The organism is Methylobacterium sp. 092160098-2, assembly GCF_028920805.1.
GTDB lineage: Bacteria > Pseudomonadota > Alphaproteobacteria > Rhizobiales > Beijerinckiaceae > Methylobacterium > Methylobacterium fujisawaense.
The window spans coordinates 4016271-4038425 of record NZ_JAQPZJ010000001.1 but is presented as its reverse complement, the minus strand read 5'-3'; the positions used below and the strand labels follow the sequence as shown (position 1 = coordinate 4038425).

Below are 22155 nucleotides of genomic sequence, written 5' to 3'. Positions count from 1 at the left end.
CTATCGAAAACCGAAGGGGGCCCGTCCACAACTTGAATTCTTGGCAGAGCACGTTCTTTCAGGTTGTATAGTGCCAGTGCTCGATATCCGCGCGCTGCATCGATGTTTACGAGATTTTTATAAGAGTCGGGCTATTGGACTGGTTGGATCGCCGTCATTCAATAGTTCAGGGTCATCATGAAAACGCTTTCGCGGCTGAGCACGCGCCTTCCCGCGACGACCGTCGGCCTCGCGCTTCTGAGCGCCACCGCCATGGGTGGATTCAGCTGGTACTCGGCGCGGTCGGGCTTGATCACCGCGGCGCACGAGCGCCTCGAACTCGCCGCGGCGGCGCGGCGGGACGCGATCGAGCTGGTGGCGGACCGGATGCAGGCGGACTTCCAGGCGGTGGCGACCCATCCGCAGATCGTCTCGAATTTCACGGACCTGATCGAGAATCTCGACCCGGCGAAGCCCGACACCGCGAGCGTCATCGAGGCGTTCCAAGCGCCTCAGACGGCTGAGGCGCGGATCGCCCTCGACGGCAGCGGCATGACGTCGATGTATGCCCGGCGCCACGTCAAGGTCCAGGAAGTGGCCCACAAGCTCGTGGCCCAGCCCGGCTACGCCGACCTGATGTTCGTCGATAACAACGGCCGGATCGTCTACACCACGACCAAGGGCGCCGATTTCGCCAAATCGGTCTCGGAGGATGGCTTGGCGGGCTCGGCGCTCGCGCGGCTCGTCGAGCGTCTCAAGTCCGCCGATCCGGGCGCGGTTCTCTTCGAGGATTTCGCCGCCTACCCGGTGGATGGGACCCCGGCTGCCTTCATCGGCCGTGTCATGACCAAGCGGGCGAACGTCGCCATGGGCACGGCGCAGGCGGCCGAGCGGACCGGCTACATCGTCATGCGGGTCACGCCGACCCTGTTCGATCAAACGCTGTCCAAGCGGACCGGTCTCGGCGAGACCGGGCAGATCCTGGCGGTCGGGACAGACGGGCTGTTGCGCAGCAACCCACCGCTGAACCCGGCTCTGCATGCCGGTGCAGGCCTCGCCGGAATCGGCCTGGCTGCCGACCGGATCAAAGTCGGCGGTCCGGTCGATTTCACGGCCGAGAACGGCGCACACATGGCGGCCGCCTCGCCGGTGACGGTCCTCGGCGCGCCCTGGACCGTGCTGGCTGAGCAGACCCAGGCGGAGGCGATCAATGCCGTGCAGGCCCTGTCTCGGACGCTGATCCTGACCGGTCTCATCGTCCTGGCCGTCACGGCGGTGCTCGGCCTGCTGCTCGCGCGCTCGATCGTGTCGCCGCTGGGAGCCCTGACCCGCGCGCTGAAGGCCCTCGCCGACCGCCAGGCCCTGACCGACGTTCCCGGCAGCAAGAGGCGGGACGAGATCGGCGACATCGCCCGCGCGGTCGTCACCATCCGCGACATGTCGCTTGAGGATGCCGCCCAGCAGCTTCAGACGACCGAGGCCGCGCGTCTGCGCGAGGAGCAGAGCCGCCGCGCCATGCTGAAAGACCTCGCCGACGGCTTCGAACGCTCGGTCGGGGCCATCGTCGAGGGCCTGACGGGGGCCGTCACGGAGCTTCAGGGAGCCTCGGGTACCATGCGGAGTGCGGTCGCGGGCACGTCCGAACGCTCGACCAGCGTCGCCAGTGCCGCCCAGCAGACCTCCGAGAACGTCAACACCGTTGCGGCCGCGGCCGAGGAACTCGGCGCCACCGTGCAGGAGATCGGCCGCCAGGTCGAGCAGGCGGCCGGGATGTCGGCGACGGCCGTCGGTGAGGCGCGTCGGGCCGAGCAGACCATGACGGAGCTGGCCGCCGCAGCGACGCGGATCGGCGACGTCGTCGGGATGGTCTCGACGATTGCCGGTCAGACCAATCTGCTGGCCCTGAACGCCACGATCGAGGCGGCCCGGGCCGGCGAGGCCGGGCGCGGCTTCGCGGTGGTCGCCTCCGAGGTCAAGGAACTCGCCGCCCAGACCAGCCGGGCCACCGAGGAGATCAGCCGGCAGGTCGCGGCGATCCAGACCGTCACCGGCGATGCGGCCGGTGCGATCCAGGGAGTCACGGCTCAGATCGAGGCGATGAACCACGTGTCGACCAGCATCGCGGCCGCCGTGGATCAGCAGGGCGTCACCACGCAGGACATCGTCCGCAGCATGGGCCAGGCGTCCGCCGGCACCGGCACGATGACCGTCGAGATCGCCGAGGTCGCCCGGGTCGCGGGCGATGCGGGTCAGGCCGCGGCTTCGGTTGCTCAGGCGTCCGATGCCCTGGCGACGCGCTCGGAGCAGCTCCGCGCCGAGGTGGCGCAGTTCCTGCGCAACGTGCGGGCCGCGTAGACCGGACGAGACCCGAGGCGGCCTCAGGCCGCCTCGGCCGAACGCGGCACGAGCTTCTGCGCCGCGCGCCCCGCGAAGGCCTGTGCGGCCAGGGGCAGTTCGATCGCGGCGCAGAGCCCGCCCCCGGGGCGATTTTCCAGCTGCAGGCGCCCGTTATGGGCCTCGACGATCGCCTGCACGATCGACAGGCCGAGTCCGAAGCCGCTGGCCTCGTTGAGATTGCGGGCCCGGTCGCCGCGCACGAAGGGCTGGAGCATGGCCTCCCGCTCCGCCTCGGGAATCCCGGGGCCCGAATCCAGGATGCAGACCCGGACGCCGCGCTCGGACGCTTCCATCTGGACTTCGGCGCGGCCGCCGTACTTCACGGCGTTGTCCACGAGGTTGGTCACCGCCCGCTGGAGTTCCTCGGGCCTTCCCTGGACCAGGACGTGCCGGCTGCGGCTGACGCTGACCGGGGATCCGAAATCCGAGAAGTCGTCGCAGACCGTCTGGACCACCGATGCGAGGTCCACGAGGCTGTGGCTGTTCGCATCCCGGATCTGGCCGTCGCGCACGAAGGAGAGCGCCGCCTCGACGAGGCCGTTCATCTGGTCGAGGTCGCGCAGGGTGGAGGCGCGGGCGTGCTCGTCCTCGATGAACTCGGCGCGCAGGCGGAGCCGGGTGATCGGCGTGCGCAGGTCATGGCTGATCGCCGCCAGCATCTGCGTCCGGTCGTCGATCAGGCGGCGCACCCGCGACCGCATCCGATCCAGCGCCCGGGATACGGCGAGCACCTCGCGCGGGCCCGCCTCCGGCAGCGCCACGTGGTCGTCGCGGGCGCCGAACGCCTCGGCGGCACCGGCGAGCCGCTTCAGCGGCGCCGTGAGGGCCCGGGTGGCCCAGACGCAGAGCAGCGCCAGGGTCAGCGCCAGGAAGACGACGGTGAAGATCAGCGCACCCTGGCGGGGCCCCCGGAGGGGATCGTTCGGCAGCGTCGCCTGGAGCCGCGCGCCCGCCGGCGTGACGATGCCGATATGCAGCCGCGCGTCCGACCGCTCCCCGTCCGGATCGGCCGCGGAGAGGTCGGTGATCGTCACCGGCCGGCCGGCGCCGTTGCGCAGCCGCCGGATCACCGGCAGGTCGGGCGGCGACGTCGCCCCCGGCAATACGGTGCCGTCCCAGGGCTCGACATGGATCAGCGGCAGGCTGCGACCGCTCGCGAGCAGAGCCGGCCGCGCCGCCGGATCGGCGGCGTCCAGCAGTCTCACCAGCACTCCGAGGCGGCTCGCGGCCACACCCGGCAGCGTGTCGGGGTTCTGCGATTCGTGCAGAATCAGGAATGCCGCGGTGGCGACCACATGGGCGACCGCGATGCCGGCGACCACGAGCAGCGCGATCTGGCCCGCGATGGTCTTCGGACGCAGCCGCGCGCGAAGACGGCGCAGACCGCTCATGACCGCGTGACCTCCGGCGTGAACAGATAACCGCCCGACCGGATCGTGCGGATGAATTCCGGATTGCGGGTGTCGCGCTCGATCTTCTGACGGATCCGGGAGATCAGCACGTCGATGCTGCGTTCGAACGGGCCGGCGGAGCGGCCCTGCGTGAGGTCGAGGAGCTGGTCCCGCGACAGAACCCGGCCGGGCCGGAGGCAGAGGGCGTGCAGGAGATCGAACTCCGCCCCGGTGATCGAGATGCGGGCGCCCTCGGGGGACAGAACCTGGCGCAGGGACACGTCGAGCGTCCAGCCCGAGAAATGCAGCCGCCGCCGCTCGTCCGCGTCGGGGGCCTCGGCCGCGACCCGCCGCAGGATCGCGCGGATGCGAGCGAGCAGCTCCCGCGGGTTGAACGGCTTGGCGAGGTAATCGTCGGCGCCGAGCTCCAGGCCGAGGATCCGGTCCACCTCCTCGGATTTCGCCGTCAGGATCAGGATCGGGATCTGCGACGTGCCGCGCAGGCGCTTGCACAGGCTCAGTCCGTCCTCGCCGGGAAGCATCAGGTCGAGGACGATCAGGTCGATCCGCGCTTCCGCAAGGACCCGGTCCATCTCGGCCCCGTCACCCGCCAGCGTGACCCGGCAATCGTTGCCGCGCAGGTAGCGCGCGATCAGGGCCGAGATCTCTCGATCGTCCTCGACCACGAGGATGTGGGGTGTTGCGGGTGCGTTCATCGCGAAGGAATCGGTCAGCGGTTCGGCCTGCATCATCAGGCTATTATGGCCCGATCCGCCGATTATTCGAAGGTGGGCGACGGAACCAATTTGTAAGCGCGTGTTTCCCGCACGGGCCTCAACTGAGTTGCCACATGGCGTCAAACCATACGGGGGTAACGATGACCGGATCCGAGGATCGGAAGGACCTGATCGCGCCGCAGCCGCCGGAACTCGCCTCGCCCTGGCGGACCGAGGCCCGGGCGGCGCTTCAGGCCGAGGCCCGCGCCTTCGCGCGCGACAAGGTGCTGCCGATGGCCGACACGCTCGACCGGCAGAAGGCCGAGATGCCGCGTACGCTCATCGACGCCATGGCCGAGAAGGGCTGGTTCGGCATCACGATCCCCGCGGAGCACGGCGGCCTGGGCCTCGGCGTGTTCGAGTACTGCCTCGTCTCGGAGGAACTGGCACGGGCGTGGCTCTCGGTGGGCAGCATCCTGGCGCGCGGCCAGGGGCTGGGCACCCAGACCCTCGACGCGGAGCGCCGGGCGGAGCTGCTTCGCCGCTCGGCCCGGGGACAATGGATCGGCTCGATCTCCCTGTCGGAGCCCAACGCCGGCTCCGACCTCGCCGGCGTGCAGACCCGGGCGGTGCGGGACGGCGACCTCTGGCGGCTCACCGGCACCAAGCGCTGGGCCGGCTTCGCAAAGGGCGCCGATTTCATCGAGGTCCTCGCGCGCACCCGCGATCCGGAGCCCGGGGAATCGCGCTCCGCCGGCCTGGAGCCGTTTCTGGTGCTCAAGGAACGCGACAGCTTCCCGCCCGGCGTGACCGGTCGAGTGATCGACAAGATCGGCTACCACGGCTTCCAGACCTTCGAACTGACCCTCGAGGACGTGTGCGTGCCCGAGAGCGACCGGCTCACCGGACTCTACGGCGACCACGGAGCGGACGCGGATTCCGGCGGCTTCGCCGCGGTGCAGCGCGGCCTCAACATCGCCCGGGTCCACACGGCGGCCCGGGCCGTCGGCGTCGCGCGGGCGGCGGTCGAGGATTGCCAGAGCTATCTTCAGGAGCGGGTCCAGTTCGGCCACCCGATCGGCGATTTCCAGGCGCTGCGCTTCGCCCTTGCCGACATGGCGGCCGAGGTCGCGCAGGCGCGGGCCTTCTGGCATCAGGTCGCCCACCTCCTCGACCAGGGCGAGGCCGCCGAGAGCGAATCGGCGATGGTGAAGCTCCTGGCCACCGAGATGGCGGTGCGGGTCACCAACCAGGCGATGCAGCTGCATGGCGGCAACGGCTACACCACCGAGCGTCGGGTCGAGCGCTACTGGCGCGACGCGCGGCTGACCACGATCTTCGAGGGCACGAGCGAGATCCAGCGCCGGATCATCAGCGACCGGATGCTGCCCCGGCCGGCGGCCTGATCGCTCGTGCGGCGAATCGTCGAGCGGGACTCCCCGCCCGGCGTACTCCGGCTACCTCAGGGCTCTGTACTGCCCGGCGGACCGGGTGCCGCCAGCCGGAAGCCCTGTGTCGAAGCCCATCAGCGATTACGCCCTCATCGGTGACACCCATTCCTGCGCGCTGATCGCCCGCGACGGATCGATCGACTGGCTGTGCTGGCCACGTCACGATTCGCCGGCCCTGTTCGTGAAGCTCCTCGACGACGACACGGGTGGCTCGTGCAGCGTCGCCTTCGACGGGCCGACCGAGGCCGCGCGCCGCTACCTGCCCGACACCAATATCCTGGAGACGACCTTCACGACGGCGACCGGCCGGGCGCGCCTCGTCGACCTGATGCCGGTCAACCCGCCGAGCCCGGAGCCCGACGAGGGCCCGGACGGCGAGAGCGAGAGCCGGCTGATCCGGCTACTCACCTGCGAGCAGGGCCGGGTGACGGGCGCGTTCCGAGTGCGGCCGACCTTCGATTATGCGCGACGCCCCTGCACGCCCCTGATGGCGGGCGGGTCCGTCCTGTTCGAGGCCGGAGACTGGCGTCTGCGCGTCAACGCGCAGCCCTGTCCCACCCTCGACGGGGATGCCGCCGAAGTGCGGTTCAGCCTGTCGGCCGGAGAGACCGCCTATCTGGTCCTGACCCATGGCGAGGATCAGGACGAGGCCTGCATCGAGGATTACGCCGGCGCCCGACGCCGTCTGGAGACCACCGCCGATTACTGGCGACGCTGGTGCGCCCGCAGCACCTATCGCGGCGCCTACCGGGAGGCGGTGATGCGGTCCGCCCTGTGCCTGAAGCTGCTGACCTACTCGCCCTCGGGTGGGATCGTTGCAGCGGCCACCGCCGGTCTGCCCGAGGCGGTGCCGGGCAACCGCAACTACGACTACCGGTTCACCTGGATGCGGGACGCCGCCTTCACGGTCACCGCCTTCGTGATGCTGGGCTACGTCCGCGAGGCGTCCGAATTCCTGCGCTTCCTGCGCGAGCGCGACGGCACCTACGGGCGGGAGACCCGGCTGATGTACGGTATCGCCGACGGCATGCCGCCGGAGGAAGAGCTGAGCCATCTCGCGGGCTGGAACGGCGTGCGGCCGGTGGTGATCGGCAACGTCGCCGAGGCTCAGGATCAGCACGACATCTACGGCGAGCTGCTCCGGGCGTTGTGCATCTTCCTTGAGGCGGTGGACTACGACCCGCCCGAGAAGGTCAACGACCGCCTGCCGGAGGTGCTGCACAACCTCACCGCCCGCGCCATCCGTCACCGCCACGATGCGGATCACGGCATCTGGGAGCTGCGCACCGGGCCGCGACAGCAGGTCCACACCAAGGCGATGATCTGGGTGGCCCTGAGGGACGCCGCCCGGATCGCCCGCAACATCGCGGGCGTGGCCGCGGAGACGATTGCCGAATGGGAGCGAATCGCTGCCGAGATCCGGGCGGAGTATCTCGAACAGGGCTGGAACGCGGAGAAGCAGGCCTATGTCGGCGCCTACGGCTCGCATCATCTCGATGCCGCGGTGTTGCGCGCGGCCCTGTTCGGCGCCCTCGATCCGACGGAGCCGCGCATGCGGGCGACCCTCGCGGCGGTCGAGCGGGAACTCGGTGTCGGCGACCTGATCTATCGCTACCGCATGGAGGACGGCCTGGAGGGGGACGAAGGCACCTTCACGGCCTGCGCCTTCTGGCGGGTCGGCTGTCTCGCTCTCGGCGGACGGGCGGCCGAGGCCAAGGCCGCTTTCGAGCGGCTGATCGCCCGGGCCAACGATGTCGGGCTGCTCGCGGAGGAGATCGATCCGGCCACAGGTGCGCAGCGCGGGAACATGCCGCAGGGCTTCTCCCACATGGCCCTGATCAACGCGGCGCTGCGGCTCGAGAGCAGCATCGCGCGCTTCGGCGCCGACGATGGTGCCGATGCCATGGCCTCGGCGGCGGAATAGGGATCCGGATCTGCGATTGCACCCACCCGTTGGGCCGGGGCTTCGTCTCGATTTCCGCGTATGGGCGTGGATCGCGCTGGTGCCCCTCGGCCTGACGCCGCCGCGTTGGCGGTCCGCACGGATACGCCCTGCGATGCAGCCTCTCTCCGCCCTCCGGAGAGAGATGATGTCACGCGAAGGCATCCGGCGGTGGATCGCGGCGGTTCGCCACGCGATGGACACCGGCCGCATCGGCCGGCAGATCAGCCCGGGTCCGGACCACATCCGGATCCGCGGGACCCGGACGGCGCCCCTGATCGGGCTGCCTCCGGGCCCAGCGCACGGTCCCCTCGAACTTCGGGACATCTGGGCCGTTCCTGTACCGCAGCACGCAGCACGGACACTTGTATGACCCGCACCACCATGGCCTTCGCCGGCGTCCTGAGCATCGTTCTGGCCGGCCCTGCCGTTGCCCAGGTGGTCACAGGAGGCGCCGGGAACACCGGTGTCGCCCCACCCGCGGCGGTCGGCGGCGTCCCCCCCGGCACCCGGGATCTGGGCCCCAGCCCGATCACACGGGGGAACGAAGCCAATCCCAGCAACTCCTCGGTGCCGGGCACGACGCCAGATGTGAACATCGGCGGTACGCCCACCAGCGGGCCGCCCGGCACCGGGGGGACATCCGGCGGCCCATCGCTCGGTCGATAGCGGTGGGTGCAATCCCCGCTGCTGACCAGCAGATCTGCGAGGTGAAGGTGGGCGAGGCGTGGACGCCGGTTAGCCTCGCGGAGGCACGCGGATTGTACACGATGACCCCGAAGCGATGCCCGGCCTGCCATGGCCAAGTGATCGTCGCCGGGAGCTACACCGGTACCGGTCGTTTGAAGCTACAGCACCGCCGCGCGCATACCGGCTGCCCCCTGAGGCCTCAGGGCTATGTTGGGACGCCGTCACCGCACCCCCAGGCGCTGACCTGACGGCGAAGCCTCGGCGGCTCGGCCTCCTCCCCGCTCCGTTCAGGGGCGGGAGAGCATCCGATCTCGTTGGCGATGAGCCGATCCGCAACATGGCTTGCAACCATGGTGCCTGGGTTCGGTTAGGGGGCGTCGCCAGCTGACCTGATCGGCTGGCGTCGGACCGGGCTGATCGAGAGGGTCGGCCCGGTCCGGAGGCGGCGGACCTGCGGCGCGCTCCACGCCGGCGTCCGGCCGCAGAGCCTCTGGGCTGATGCTCTGGATACATCCCGGCGGCCCCCTTACGGGGTCGGCATCGGCTTCTTTGTCAGCGGATGGGCCGCGGATCAGCCGCGACCGCCGCCTGGCCGACTTTCGGCCGTCAATGCCCCAGGCTGCCCTGGCTTTAGCCGGAGAGCCGATCGTCATTTCTGGAAGAGAATTAGCGGGCCCCGAGGCCGAAGCCTCGGGTTCTGTTGCTAGGCGTGCCCACGCCCCGGAAGATTACGCCGCGAGGCGCATCTCCATGCCGACGTTGTCGTTGGCATTTAGAGTTTTGGTCAGGTGCTCGGAACGAGGGTTACCCGCGCCGAACCGGTCGAGTCCTTACCGAAAGCCGCATCTTACCCTACCGAGGCAGGGCAGAACTCGCGATCCCTTTACCGTCCAGTCGAACCTGTTTCGCCCCCAGCAGAAGCACCCTGGCAGCGCGCTGTCCGCAACGCCGGACGCTCGCCCTCACCCCCGTGCGGTATCCGGGGCAGGATGCTTCTGGTGGAGGCGCCGGGTACCGCCCCCGGGTCCTGAAACGTTATTATGAACCGGTCATCAACCTCGCGGACACCTTACGCAGAAAGCGGCGCTCAGGTCTACTGGCCCACCGCCTGCCCTGGCCCGATGGCTCTGCGCTGGCGTCTCAGCCCCCCGGCTCGACCGCGAACCCCGGGTCTGACCGGAACCGCCCCGGCCGGCCGCGCGTAGATGGGCCTCTCATCCTCAGCACGACCCACCTTGAATCGCCCGGCTCCGGCCGCGGCGGTTTTTTCGTGTCTTGTGTCCTGCTGGCCTGCAGCGTGTGTCGGTTCGACCGTTTCTTACAGGCCAATAAGCCCCGCCGGCATCACCGTGCGGGGCTTTCTGCGGATCACCCAGACCGTCACGATGAGCTGCCAGTGACGGCCGCAAACCAGCGCGATCAGTTCTGAGGGCGTCGATGAAGGAAAGCTAAACGACTCGCCCCGCTTACCATGTGCCTACCAGACTGAATTACCGGTAAGCAGGAAGTGGGCTAAGTCTTGGTGGGCGCACTAGGGTTCGAACCTAGGACCCGCTGATTAAGAGTCAGCTGCTCTACCAACTGAGCTATGCGCCCGATCGCGTCTGCGACCGCCCGGTGGCCACCAAGTCCGTCCGGGGTGACGGGCTGATACCAACGCGGCCGGGGGGTGTCCACCCCCCGCCGCAGCTTTTTCTCATTCCGCCGCCGCATGCTGTGCATGCACGCGCACCGAATGGGCCGAGAGCTTGTTCAGCGCCGAGAGATACGCCTTCGCGGACGCGACCAGCGTGTCGGGATCGGCACCGCGGGCCGTGACGCTGCGCTCGCCGTCCCGCAGGCGCACCGAGACCTCGGCCTGGGCATCCGTGCCGCCTGTCACGGCATGGACCTGATAGAGTTCCAGCTGCGCCTGATGCGGGACCAGCGCCGAGATCGCGTTGAAGACCGCATCCACCGGCCCGTTGCCGTCCGCCTCCTCGATCCGCGTGCCGGCCTCGTCGGCGATGCGCAAGGTCGCGCGCTGCGGCCCGCGGGTGCCGGCGATCACCGACAGGGAGACCAGCCGGATGCGGTCGTGGGCCGTGGCGAGGTTCTCGTCGACCAGCGCCTCGATATCCTCGTCGTAGACGTTCTTCTTGCGGTCGGCCAAAGCCTTGAACCGGTCGAAGGCGTCCTGGAACTGGTTGTCCGACAGGTGCAGGCCGAGATCCTCCAGCTTGGAGCGGAACGCCGCCCGGCCCGAGTGCTTGCCCATCACCAGGGAGGTCTTGGTCAGCCCCACCGAGGCCGGCGTCATGATCTCGTAGGTCTCGGCGTTCTTGAGCATGCCGTCCTGGTGGATGCCGCTCTCGTGGGCGAAGGCGTTGCGGCCGACGATCGCCTTGTTGAACTGCACCGGGAAGTTCGTGGCGTGGCTCACGAGCTTCGAGGCGCGGGTCAGCATGGTCGATTCGACCCCCGTCTCGTAGGGCAGCACGTCCGCGCGGGTGCGCAGGGCCATCACGATCTCTTCCAGCGCCGCGTTGCCGGCCCGCTCCCCGATGCCGTTGATCGTGCATTCGACCTGCCGGGCGCCCCCCTCGATGCCCGCCAGGGAGTTGGCGATCGCGAGACCCAGGTCGTTGTGGCAATGGACCGAGAACACCGCCTTGTCGGCGTTCGGCACGCGCTCACGCACATTCGCGAACATGTCGCGGTACTCGGAGGGCGTGGCGTAGCCCACCGTGTCGGGGAGATTGATCGTCGTGGCGCCGGCCGTGATCGCCGCCTCGACGCAGCGGCACAGATAGTCGAGGGGCGTGCGCGTCGCGTCCATGGCCGACCATTCCACGTCCTCCACGAGGTCGCGGGCCTGGGCCACGGTCTTCAGGATGATCTCGACGACCTCGTCCTGGCTCTTGCGCATCTGGTGCGCGAGGTGGATCGGCGAGGTCGACACGAAGGTGTGGATCCGCGCCCGCTGGGCATGGCGCACCGCCTCGCCGGCCCGGGCGATGTCGGCGGGAATCGCGCGGGCGAGCCCCGCGATGGTGGCGCGCTTGGTCCGCCGGGCGATCTCCGACACGGCCTCGAAATCGCCGTTCGACGCGATGGGAAAGCCGGCCTCGATGATGTCGACGCCCATCGTATCGAGCAGCTCGGCCACCGCGAGCTTCTCGTCGAAGGTCATGGTGGCGCCGGGGCATTGCTCGCCGTCGCGCAGCGTGGTGTCGAAGATCACGATGCGGTCGCGGGCGGAGGTGGTGTTCGTCGTGGTCATGGCATTACCCTGTCGCGGGCCGCCCGGCTCGAGATGGCGCGGCGCGGCGTGGTGCCCTCGCGGGCGGATTCGCGAATGGAAGAACTCCCCTGAAGGCCCAGGCGCGCGCCCGGACGGCCCTCAGGGGCGGGTAAGCAGAAGCGGAAGAGCAAGCCCGGCGCGGCGCGCGCGCGACCGCGGCGCCGTCATGGCGACGCGGGCGATCTCGGGCGCTGAGCCGGCTCTGGCCAAGGCTCGTCTCTCCTGTCGGCGACCCACGCCGGATGGTCTCACGGCGCGGTGCAGCCCGTAGGTATCCCCGGAACGGCCGGAACACAAGCGAGCGCCGCGCACCCGGTGGATCAGGAGGTGCAGGCACAGTCCGGAACCCGTACGGCCGGCGGATCCGCGAGAACCGCCGCCGCCAGATCGTCGTAGAACAGCATCTGTCCGGCGGCCCAGTCCTCGAATTCCGCCAGCACTGTCGGATCGAAAAAGCTCAGGCGGCTGTCGGCGATCCGGATCCATCCGGCCGCCTCCGCCTCGGCGAGCAGGTTGCCGACATGCGCCCGGGACACGTCCAGCCGCTCGGCGAGGCCGCGCAGGCTGAGCGGCGCGGCCGGCGGCGCCCCGGGAATCGTGGCGGCGTAGTGGGCGCCGACGAGGGCGGCGAGCAGCGGGTAGCCGCAATCCCGGCCGGCGAAATGCAGCACCCGGGGGAACGGCGCGATGAGCGTCCCGTGCCGCAGCACATGGGCTGCCGACCGGCGGACGAGTTCCCCGAGCCGGCCGGGCCCGTCGAGTCCTGCCGCGCGGCCCGGATCGCGACCCGCGACGGCGTCCATGGCGACGACGAACAGGCGCCCGGACCGGCCGATCTCGGTCACCAGCGCCGGCGAAGCCTGCAGGCATTTCACGCGTGCATCATCCGGATCCGCCACAGCCGTGACGAACCGCCCGGCCTTCAGGGTCGACACGAAACCGGCCGTCTGCCGGTGGCTCAGTCCGACCATCGCCTGGAGCGCCGTCAGGGTCGGACGGGGTCCGCCATGGTGGCGCCACGCGTAGTCGTTGTGGATCAGCATGAACGAGACCACGTAGCGCCCGATCTGATTGAGCAGCTTGTGACTCGGCCAAACAATCTGCGACGGCTCGATCATCCCCAGGCAGTAACCGGCGACCGCCCGACGGAAATCGCGCTCGGACCGAAGCAGAGCGATCCGGTCCCGAAAATGATCGTCCAACATCCGCGCCTCGCAGCAGCCGGATCCATGCCTTCGGGATGCCCGGCGCAGCCCCTTCGGTCCAGTATTTCCTGCAAAGTTTGGACTCGGCGGTGAAGATCCGCAGGGGATACGATCCGGATTGCTCGGCCCGCTGCTGCCGGGACGAGCGGCTCGCCGGGCTCGGCCGGCAAGGACGACGAAGGGGACCGCCAAGCGTGTGCGATCTGCATCGACCCTCCCTCTCACGGCGACTCTCACGGCGCGGCCTGTTGACGGCCGTCGCCGTCGGCACCCTGGCCGGCGCGTCCGCACCGCCGTTTCGCGCCGAAGCGGCCTCCGACGGGGCTCGGTCGAAGGCCATCACGCCCGAGGAGGCTCTGGCTCGGCTGCTCGACGGCAACGGCCGCTACGCGGCCAACGCGCCCGCCAACAGGGATTTTTCGGCCGGTCGCGCGGCGCGGGCCGCGGCTCAGCATCCGATCGCCTGCATCGTCGGCTGCGCCGATGCCCGGGTCGCCCCGGACTTCATCTTCGACCAGGGACCGGGCGACCTGTTCGTCGTCCGCGTCGCCGGCAACTTCGTCAACACCGACGGCCTCGCCAGCCTCGAATACGGCGTGTCCGTCCTGGGCGCCCCGTTGATCCTGGTCCTCGGCCACTCCGAATGCGGGGCCGTGAAGGCGACGATCGACGTCATGCGGACCAAGGCGGTGCTTCCCGGCCATCTCCCGGTGCTGGTCGACGCGATTCGGCCCGCGGTCGATCTGGCCGCGAAGGCCCGGGCGCAGGATCCCCTCGCCGAGGCCATCGCCCAGAACGTCCGGCACACCGTCGGACGGCTGGAGCAGTCCGGGCCGATCATCGCGGAGGCCGTCGCCGCCCAGCGGGTGAAGGTCGTGGGCGGCTTCTACGACATCGCCACCGGCAAGGTCGCGCTCCTCTGAGAGGACGGACGCGCATCGACGATCGGGCCGGCGCCTTGCCAATGACGGGCCAGCCTCGATAAAGCCCGCCGGCACGTCGAGACCAACCCGCGAGACCGTCATGGCCAGCTACAAGCTCCTGCTCCTCCCCGGCGACGGGATCGGTCCGGAGGTGGCGGCCGGCATGCAGGTCGTGCTCGAGGCGCTCAAGGAGACCGGTCTCGCGACCTTCGAGACCGAGACCGACCTCGTCGGCGGCTGCGCGCTGGATGCCCATGGCAGCCCGCTCGCCGACGCGACCCTGCAGCGCGCCAAGGATGCGGACGCGATCCTGCTCGGCGCGGTCGGTGGGCCGAAATGGGCCGGCGTCGCCTACGAGAACCGCCCGGAGGCCGGCCTGCTGCGCCTGCGCAAGGAACTCGACCTCTTCGCCAACCTCCGTCCGGCGATCTGCTACCCGGCCCTGGCCGAAGCCTCGGCCCTGAAGAGGGAACTGGTCGAGGGCCTCGACATCATGATCGTCCGGGAGCTCACCGGCGGCGTCTATTTCGGCGAGCCGAAGGAGATCACCGTTCTGGAGGACGGCTCCAAGCGGGCGGTGGATACCCAGGTCTACACTACGGCCGAGATCGAGCGGATCGCCCATGTGGCCTTCGACCTCGCGGGCAAGCGCTCGGGACGGGTCGCCTCCGCCGAGAAGCACAACGTGATGAAGTCCGGCGTCCTCTGGAAGGAGGTCGTCACCAAGGTCCATGCGGAGCACTATGCCGACCTCCAGCTGGAGCACATCCTGGCCGACAACTGCGCCATGCAGCTGGTGCGCCGGCCGAAGCAGTTCGACGTGCTGGTGACCGACAACCTGTTCGGCGACGTGCTTTCCGACATCGCCGCCATGCTCACCGGTTCCCTGGGCATGCTGCCCTCCGCCTCGCTCGGTGCGGTCGATGCGGGCGGCCTGCGGCGCGCGCTGTACGAGCCGGTCCACGGCTCGGCCCCGGACATCGCCGGCCAGGACAAGGCGAACCCGATCGCCATGATCGGCTCGCTCGCCATGTGCCTGCGCTATTCCTTCGGCCTCGGCGACGCCGCCGACGCCCTCGACGGCGCCATCACCGACGCCCTGTCGGGCGGTGCGCGCACGGCCGACATCGCCGGCGAGGGCACGAACCCGATAGGCACCCGGGCCATGGCGGCGGCGGTGGCGGACGCGCTCCGCGCACGCGTCGGCTGAGACAGGACTTCGGCGCGTCTCAGCATCGGGGTCGGTCCCCAGCCGCGTGTTTCGACGCATGGCGGCCGGGCCCGACCTTCGCTATGACGCGCCCATCGAGGAATGGGAGCGTCATGAAGGCCGGAAACGGGGCGTCTGAGCGCGCGAGCGCGGATTTCGGCTTCGAGCGCGTGGCGCTCGACGAGAAGCAGGGGCGCGTCGACAGCGTCTTCCACTCGGTCGCCCGCCGCTACGACATCATGAACGACCTGATGTCGGCGGGCCTGCACCGGGCCTGGAAGGCGCAGCTCGTCTCGATGCTGCGGCCCTCCCAGAACCGGGCCTTCGCGCATCTCGATGTCGCCGGCGGCACCGGCGACGTGGCCTTCCGGGTCCTGGCCGCGGGCGGCCCTCGCACCCGGGTCACGGTTCTCGACATCAACGAGTCGATGCTGCGCGTCGGCGCGGAGCGGGCCCGGGAGCGCAAGCTCGACGAGACCGGCGACCGGATCGCGTTCGTGACCGGGAACGCCGAGGCGCTGCCCCTGCCGGACGCGACCTTCGACGCCTACACGATCGCCTTCGGCATCCGGAACGTGCCGCGGATCGAGACGGCGCTCGCCGAGGCGCGGCGGGTGCTGAAGCCCGGCGGGCGCTTCCTCTGCCTGGAATTCTCCGCCGTCGACATCCCGCTGCTCGACCGGATCTACGACGCCTATTCCTTCAACGTGATCCCGCGCATCGGCGCCCGGGTCGCCGGGGACGCGGAATCCTATCGCTACCTCGTGGAATCGATCCGGAAGTTTCCGACGCGCGGCGCCTTCGCGGGCATGATCGAGCGTGCCGGCTTCCGGCACGTCACCGACCGGCCGCTCACGGGCGGGATCGTGGCGATCCATTCGGGCTGGAAGGTCTCTTGACCGCCGCCGTGCGCGACGGGAGCCAGCACCGGTGATCAGCGCCGCCATCAACCTGTTCCGCGGCGCGCGGGTCGGCTTCGTGCTGGCCCGCGAGGGCGCCCTCGCCTTCGCCGATCCCGCGGAGCTGCCGCCGCATCTGCGGCTCGCCCTGCGGCTCGGCCGCTCCCTCGAGCGGCCGGGTCTCGACGACGGCGCCGCTCGGCTCTCGGCGGCCATGACCCGCCTCGGCCCGTCCTACGTCAAGTTCGGGCAGTTCCTGGCGACCCGGCCCGACATCGTCGGCATGCGGGCGGCCTTCGACCTGGAGAAGCTGCAGGACCGGGTGCCGCCCTTCCCGCAGGAGGTCGCGCTCCGCACCGTCGAGACGGCGCTCGGCAAGCCGGTCAGTCAGCTCTTCGTGTCGTTCAGCGAACCGATCGCCGCCGCCTCCATCGCGCAGGTCCACAAGGCGATCGTCCAGGATGCGGACGGCACGCAGCGCGCGCTGGCCGTGAAGGTGATGCGGCCGGGCGTCCGCGAGCGCTTCATGCGCGACCTCGAGGTCATGCGCTTCATGGCCCGGGTGGTGCACGCCCTGTCCCCGCAGGCGGAGCGGCTGCGTCCCCGCGAAGTCGTGGAGATCCTCGCCCGCTCGGTGCTGATGGAGATGGATTTCCGCCTGGAGGCGGCCGCCGCCTCCGAACTCGCCGAGAACACCAAGGACGATCTCGACTTCCGCGTGCCGAAGCCCGAATGGGAGCTGACCGCCCGCGAGGTGCTGTCGGCCGAGTGGATCGAGGGCACCCGCCTGCACAGCGCGGCGGAGATCGCCGCCCAGGGGCACGACCCGCAGACCATCGGGCGGACCGTCATCCAGAGCTTCCTGCGGCACGCGATCCGCGACGGCTTCTTCCACGCCGACATGCACCAGGGGAACCTGCTGGTGGACGCCGAGGGCCGCCTGGTGGCGGTGGATTTCGGCATCATGGGCCGCCTGGGCCCGAACGAGCGCCGGTTCCTCGCCGAGATCCTGCTCGGCTTCATCCTGCGCGACTATCGCCGGGTGGCGAAGGTCCATTTCGAGGCGGGCTACGTGCCGGCCCACCATTCCGTGGAGGATTTCGCGCAGGCGATCCGGGCGATCGGCGAGCCGATCCACCAGCGCCGGGCCGACGAGATCTCGATGGCCAAGGTCCTGACCCTGCTGTTCGACGTCACGGCCCTGTTCGACATGAGCACCCGCACCGAGCTGGTGATGCTCCAGAAGACCATGGTGGTGGTGGAGGGCGTCGCCCGCTCCCTCGACCCGCGGCTCGACATGTGGACCACGGCCGAGCCGGTCGTGCGCGCCTGGATCGCCCGCAACATGGGCCCGGTCGGCCGGGCGGAGAGCGGCCTGGAGGCCCTGCGTGTGGTCTCCGACGTGGTCGGCGATATTCCGGATCTCGCCATGCGGTTGAAGCGCGTGCTGGTGCGCCTCGACGAGGCCGGAACGGGCGATGCCCGCCGCCTGGAGCGCTTCGCCCGCAACGAACGCTATCGGGCGATCTGGTCGACGCTGGCTCTCTGGGCGATTGCCGCCGGGGCGCTGATGCTGGCGTTCCGCGGGGGGTGAACCCGCATCGCGGGTCCGCGCGACGGGGGTGATCGCACGGTCCCGTCGGGCGCTGCCGGGTCGGCTCGCCCGGCTCGTGTTGCGGGTTCCCGGTCAGTCCGCGCCGTCCATCGTCGGGACCAGGGCCCGCAATTCCCGGGCAAGTTCGCCGAGACCGGTCGATCCCTTGGCGAGCACCCGGTCGGCCTGACCGGCCAGTCGGCGCCGATCCTCGGCCGTGATGTCCTTGGCGGTGAGCACGACCACCGGCACGTCGCGGCTGTCCGGGCGCGCCCGGAGCGCCCGCAGGAAGGCGAAGCCGTCCATCTCGGGCATCATCAGATCCAGCAGGATCAGGCACGGCCGTTCCGATTCGAGGGTCGCGAGGGCGCGCAGGCCGTTCTCGGCCTCGCGCACCGGAAAACCTTCGCGCTCGAGATAGGCGCAGACATGGCCCCGAACGTCCGCCTCGTCCTCGACGACGAGGATCGGCCCGCTACCGGCCGTAGGTCGGAAGCGGTCGACGATCTGGCGCAGACTTCCCCAGTCGATCGGCTTCTGCAGGTAGTCGGTGGCGCCGAGCGAGAAGGCGAGGTTCTGCTCGTCCAGGACCGTCACCATCACGATCGGTGTCGCGCCGATCTCGGGATCGGCGCGCATGGCCCGCAGCACTGCCCAGCCGTCCATCTGCGGCATGGTCACATCGAGGAGCACCGCCCGCGGGTGCAGGCTGCGGGCGAGATCGAGCCCCCGCCGCCCGTCCTCGGCGACCGTTACCGAGAAGCCCTCGCGCTCCAGGAAGCGGGCGAGCAGATCCCGGGTCGCGGCGTCGTCGTCGATCACCAAGATGGTTCCGCGTTCGCCGGGACCGGCGGCGCTGTCCGCATCCGCTTCCTCCGCCGCACCGGTCTCGAATCGGACCGGCAGGGTCAGCGTGAAGGTGGTGCCCTCCCCTTGCCGGCTCTCCACGGCGATCGCGCCGCCCAGCATCTCGGCGAAGGCACGGGTGATCGCGAGGCCGAGCCCGGTCCCGCCGAAGCGGCGCGTCGTCGAGGCGTCGGCCTGGGTGAAGCGCTCGAACAGCCGCCCCACCTGCTCCGGTGTCATCCCGATCCCGGTATCGGTCACGGAGAAGCGCATCGTCGTGTCGGCCCGGGCGACCGACAGGGTGATCCGGCCGTTCTCGGTGAACTTCGCGGCGTTGCTCAAGAGATTGATCAGGCACTGGCGCAGCTTGGTGACGTCGGTGTGGGCGCTGCCCAGATCCGCCTCCAGCGCCAGCGCCAGGGTGTTGCCCTTCTTGGCGATCAGACCCTCGACCGTGACGGCGACCTCCTGGACCACGGTGGCGACGTCGAAATCCTCGGCGTAGACCTCGACCCGGTCGGCCTCGATCTTGGAGATGTCGAGCACGTCGTTGATCAGGCCGAGGAGGTGCCGGGCGTTGGTCTCGATCTTCTTCATGTCGGCGACCAAGTCGGCCTCGCCGATATCCTCCAGCTCCTCCTGCACCATCTCGGAATAGCCGATCACCGCCGAGAGCGGGGTGCGCAACTCGTGGCTCATATTGGCCAGGAACTGGCTCTTGGCGGCGTTGGCGGCCTCTGCGGCGGCGCGGGCCGCCTCGATGGCGGCCTCGGCCTCCTTGCGTTCGGTGATGTCCGTATGGGTCCCGACCCATTCGCGCAGGGTGCCGTCGGATTCGAGGATCGGAACGGCGCGCACGCTCATGTGCCGGTATGCCCCGGAGGCCGCGCGGATCCGGTGCTCCGTCGCGTAGGGCTCCAGGCTGCTCAGGGCGCGGGACCACGCGGCCCGGGTGTGCGGGCGATCCTCGGGATGGACCGCATCCAGGAAGCCGAGCCCTGCATAGGCGGCCTCGTCCTGACCGGTGAAGCGGCTCCAGGCCACCTGGCGTCGGTGCAGGCTGCCCTCCGGGTTGGCGGTCCAGACGATGGCCGCGCTGGCCTCGATCAGCGAACGGAACCGCTCCTCGCTGCGGCGCAGACGGGCCTCGGCCAAATGGCGGATGGTCTCGTCGACCACGACGAGGCCGACGCCCTCCACGTTCTCATCGGTCGCGGCGCTCTCCACGCCCCGGAGCGGGTAGAAGCTCATCGAGAAGTGGCGGACACCGCCGGGAGCGGAGGGAGCCGGCACGGCCACCGGGACGTTCGGCGAGACCAGGCCGTCCTTCAGGGCCGCGGCGAGCTTCAGGGCGAGTTCTTCCCGGAGGGTCGGAAGCATGGCCCAGATCGGCGCGCCGAGATCGGCCCCGAAGCCGCGTTCGCTCATCGTGGCGAGCGCCCGGTTCATGTGCCGGATCTTGAGGTCGCGGTCGAGGAAGCCGAGGCCCACGGGCGCGTTGGCGAGCACGCCGTCGAGCAGGCGCGACATGCGCAAGGATTCCTGCCGGCGCACCAGAGCGAGGCGCGCGAGCAGCACGATCGCGCCCAGCGCCGCCGCCCCCGAGAGCAGGAACAGCAGGAGCCCGCGCCAGCCCTCGATCGCCTGGAGGGTGGCGAGACGCTCCAGGGTCGCGGCCTGACGGGCCGCCGCCTCGGCGCGGATCGCGTCCATCAGCTGCTTGCCTTCGCCGGTGCGGACCAGCTCGATGGCCGGCTCGAACCCCTGATTGCGCCGCGCCGCCACGACCCGGGCCGCGAAGTCCCGCTTCTGCGCGATCAGTCCGGCGAGCGAGGGGCCGCCGGCGCGGACCGGATCCTGCGCGGCCGAGCCGAGGCCGGCGAGTTCCGTCTCGATCTTGGTGAGGGCGCTCGTGTAGGGGGTGAGGTAATCCTCGCTGCCGACCAGGACGAAGCCCCGCTCGCTCGTCTCCAGGTCCTTCACCTCGGAGATCAGGCGCTCGATCCCGGCGACGGTGTCGTTCGCGTGGGCCGTCGCGGTCCGGTCGGCCTCGCCGGTGAGGTAGTTCGCCGTGCCGCTGCCCAGGGCGACGACCAGCAGGACGAAGGCCGCCGGGGAGCCCAGGAGCCAGCTGAGCGGGCCGGCGCTGCGCCAGTTCCGCCGACGCAAGGAGAAGATCGATCCGACGCGAGACGGGGCGCTCACGTCTCCACCAGCCCGGTGCTGGCACCCGACGCCTCGGAATCGGGCCGGCCGTGCGGCTGGGCGAGGTATTCCCGTGACCGCATCTCCATGAGGCGCGAGACGGTCCGGTCGAATTCGAAGGCCTCGCGGCCGCTCTCGGCGGTGTAGAGCTCCTGCGCGTCGGCGTCCGCGGAGGCCACGAGCTTCACGTGCCGGTCGTAGAGCGTGTCGACCAGCGTGATGAAGCGCTTGGCCTCGTTCCGGTCCGCCTCAGCCATGACCGGGATCCCGTCCAGAATGACCGTGTGGTAGGCGCGGGCGAGCGCCATGTAGTCGGAGGCGCCGAGCGGCTTGCGGCAGAGATCGTCGAAACCGAACCGGGCCACGCCGGTCGCCTGCTCGGGGACCTCCACGGCCCGGCCGTGAACCGTGACCGTCGCCGGAAGGCCCCGGACCTTTCCGGTCAGTCCCTTGAAGGCGGCGTCGAGGGCGGCGCGCGCCTTGGCGTCGGCGGGAACGTGATAGACGGCCGCGCCGCCGAGCTTCTCCAGTCGGAAGTCGGTACGGGCGTCGAGCCGGACGACGTCCACGCGCTCCTTCAGGGTCGCGACGAACGGCAGGAACAGCGCCCGGTTCAGCCCGCCCTCGTAAAGCCTGTCCGGCTCGACGTTCGAGGTTGCGACGATCGTGACGCCCCGCCGGAACAGGTGGTTGAACAGGCGACCCAGGATCATCGCGTCGGCGATGTCGGTGACGGTGAACTCGTCGAAGCACAGCAATGTCGCCTCGTCGGCGAGCTGGTCGGCCACCGGCCCAATCGGGTCGTCGCCCTTGACGGTGCCGGCCTTGAGCGCCTGCCGGTAGGCGTGGATGCGTTCGTGTGCGTCAGCCAGGAAGCCGTGGAAATGGACCCGCCGCTTCGGCTCGGGGGCCGCCTCGTGGAACAGGTCCATCAGCATGGTCTTCCCGCGCCCGACCGAGCCCCAGACGTACAGGCCCCGGATCGGTTCGGCTTCGTCCTTGCGCCGGAACAGCCAGCCGAGGGCGCTCGTCTTGCTGGCGCGCTTGCGACGCTGCAGGTCCAGGACCAAGCGGTCGAGGGCGCGCACCAGATGCCCCTGGGCCGGATCGCGCTCGATCGCCCCGGTGGCGACCAGGGCCTCGTAGCGCTCGTGGACCGGCCCAGGCGAGACCGCGCTGGCCCTCGCTGCCGGCGACGGGGCGATGTGCTTGCCGGATCTGTCGTTCACGCCGCCGGTTCCTCGCTGCTGGTCGCGGCACCGGTTCGGCACCCCCCGCGCCCGCGTCGGCGGTCAACGACCCGGGACCTGTTCCAGTGCCGCGCAAGCTCGGCCTGAATCAACCCCGCGGCTGAACAGTCGCAGGAAAGCGTCCCATCGGCCCTGCGCATGGCAGATCCGCGGAGGGTCAGCCAAGCGTTTCGC

General features: G+C 70.1%; 14 protein-coding genes, 1 tRNA gene and 1 other RNA gene. 8 read left to right on the top strand and 8 right to left on the bottom strand.

All coding sequences use genetic code 11. The features are described 5' to 3' along the window. Positions 1-177: 177 nt before the first annotated feature. Positions 178-2334, top strand: coding sequence for a methyl-accepting chemotaxis protein (locus tag PQI07_RS18985; RefSeq protein ID WP_043380633.1), 2157 nt, complete (start codon positions 178-180; stop codon positions 2332-2334). Between the two features lie 23 nt (positions 2335-2357). On the opposite strand, the gene PQI07_RS18980 is transcribed toward PQI07_RS18985, so the two are convergent. Both PQI07_RS18980 and PQI07_RS18975 read right to left on the bottom strand, forming a co-directional pair. Continuing rightward, positions 2358-3767 carry an ATP-binding protein gene (locus PQI07_RS18980; RefSeq protein ID WP_274927184.1) on the bottom strand — a complete coding sequence of 470 codons (1410 nt, stop codon included), beginning with the start codon at positions 3765-3767 and terminating at the stop codon, positions 2358-2360. Further along, positions 3764-4519, bottom strand: coding sequence for a response regulator (locus PQI07_RS18975; RefSeq protein ID WP_170861821.1), 756 nt, complete (start codon positions 4517-4519; stop codon positions 3764-3766). Before PQI07_RS18975 ends, PQI07_RS18980 begins: the two co-directional genes overlap by 4 nt. 125 nt (positions 4520-4644) lie before the next feature. Here PQI07_RS18975 and PQI07_RS18970 point away from each other — a divergent pair, with 125 nt between their 5' ends. The 3 genes from PQI07_RS18970 to PQI07_RS38090 all read left to right on the top strand — a co-directional run bounded on the left by PQI07_RS18970 (position 4645) and on the right by PQI07_RS38090 (position 8814). Continuing rightward, a complete protein-coding gene (locus PQI07_RS18970) occupies positions 4645-5889 on the top strand; it encodes an acyl-CoA dehydrogenase family protein (RefSeq protein ID WP_274927183.1) in 1245 nt (414 codons plus the stop codon). Between the two features lie 106 nt (positions 5890-5995). Continuing rightward, positions 5996-7858, top strand: a complete 1863-nt coding sequence (locus PQI07_RS18965) for a glycoside hydrolase family 15 protein (protein WP_182591555.1) — start codon at positions 5996-5998, stop codon at positions 7856-7858. A 689-nt stretch (positions 7859-8547) separates the two neighbouring features. Next, positions 8548-8814: a hypothetical protein gene (locus tag PQI07_RS38090; protein WP_490356180.1), complete on the top strand. Its 267-nt coding sequence runs from the start codon at positions 8548-8550 to the stop codon at positions 8812-8814. A 627-nt stretch (positions 8815-9441) separates the two neighbouring features. Here the strand turns inward: PQI07_RS38090 and ssrA are convergent. The 4 genes from ssrA to PQI07_RS18945 form a co-directional block, all read right to left on the bottom strand. Beyond that, positions 9442-9614: a transfer-messenger RNA gene (gene ssrA, locus PQI07_RS37875) on the bottom strand. Positions 9615-10086: 472 nt separating this feature from the next. Next, a tRNA-Lys gene (locus tag PQI07_RS18955) sits at positions 10087-10162 on the bottom strand. A 100-nt stretch (positions 10163-10262) separates the two neighbouring features. Beyond that, entirely contained in the window at positions 10263-11828 is a 1566-nt protein-coding gene (locus PQI07_RS18950; RefSeq protein ID WP_274927182.1) for a 2-isopropylmalate synthase, read from the bottom strand. A 341-nt stretch (positions 11829-12169) separates the two neighbouring features. Beyond that, positions 12170-13054 (bottom strand): hypothetical protein, encoded by an 885-nt coding sequence (locus PQI07_RS18945; protein WP_274927181.1) that lies wholly within the window; start codon positions 13052-13054, stop codon positions 12170-12172. Positions 13055-13248: 194 nt separating this feature from the next. Here PQI07_RS18945 and PQI07_RS18940 point away from each other — a divergent pair, with 194 nt between their 5' ends. From PQI07_RS18940 to ubiB, 4 genes are all read left to right on the top strand, one after another. Further along, positions 13249-13977: a carbonic anhydrase gene (locus PQI07_RS18940; protein WP_043757808.1), complete on the top strand. Its 729-nt coding sequence runs from the start codon at positions 13249-13251 to the stop codon at positions 13975-13977. 100 nt (positions 13978-14077) lie between these two features. Continuing rightward, the gene (gene leuB, locus PQI07_RS18935) at positions 14078-15187 is read left to right on the top strand and encodes a 3-isopropylmalate dehydrogenase (RefSeq protein ID WP_043380654.1); all 1110 of its coding nucleotides are present in this window, start codon (positions 14078-14080) and stop codon (positions 15185-15187) included. Positions 15188-15300: 113 nt separating this feature from the next. Further along, positions 15301-16086 carry a bifunctional demethylmenaquinone methyltransferase/2-methoxy-6-polyprenyl-1,4-benzoquinol methylase UbiE gene (ubiE, locus tag PQI07_RS18930; RefSeq protein ID WP_053610661.1) on the top strand — a complete coding sequence of 262 codons (786 nt, stop codon included), beginning with the start codon at positions 15301-15303 and terminating at the stop codon, positions 16084-16086. Between the two features lie 31 nt (positions 16087-16117). After that, on the top strand, positions 16118-17680 hold the full coding sequence (gene ubiB, locus PQI07_RS18925; RefSeq protein ID WP_274927180.1) for a 2-polyprenylphenol 6-hydroxylase: 1563 nt from the start codon (positions 16118-16120) through the stop codon (positions 17678-17680). A gap of 93 nt (positions 17681-17773) precedes the next feature. Here the strand turns inward: ubiB and PQI07_RS18920 are convergent, their stop codons facing one another. Next, on the bottom strand, positions 17774-20731 hold the full coding sequence (locus PQI07_RS18920) for a response regulator (RefSeq protein WP_274927179.1): 2958 nt from the start codon (positions 20729-20731) through the stop codon (positions 17774-17776). Next, a complete protein-coding gene (gene zapE / locus PQI07_RS18915; RefSeq protein WP_274927178.1) occupies positions 20728-21960 on the bottom strand; it encodes a cell division protein ZapE in 1233 nt (410 codons plus the stop codon). Before zapE ends, PQI07_RS18920 begins: the two co-directional genes overlap by 4 nt. Positions 21961-22155: the final 195 nt, after the last annotated feature.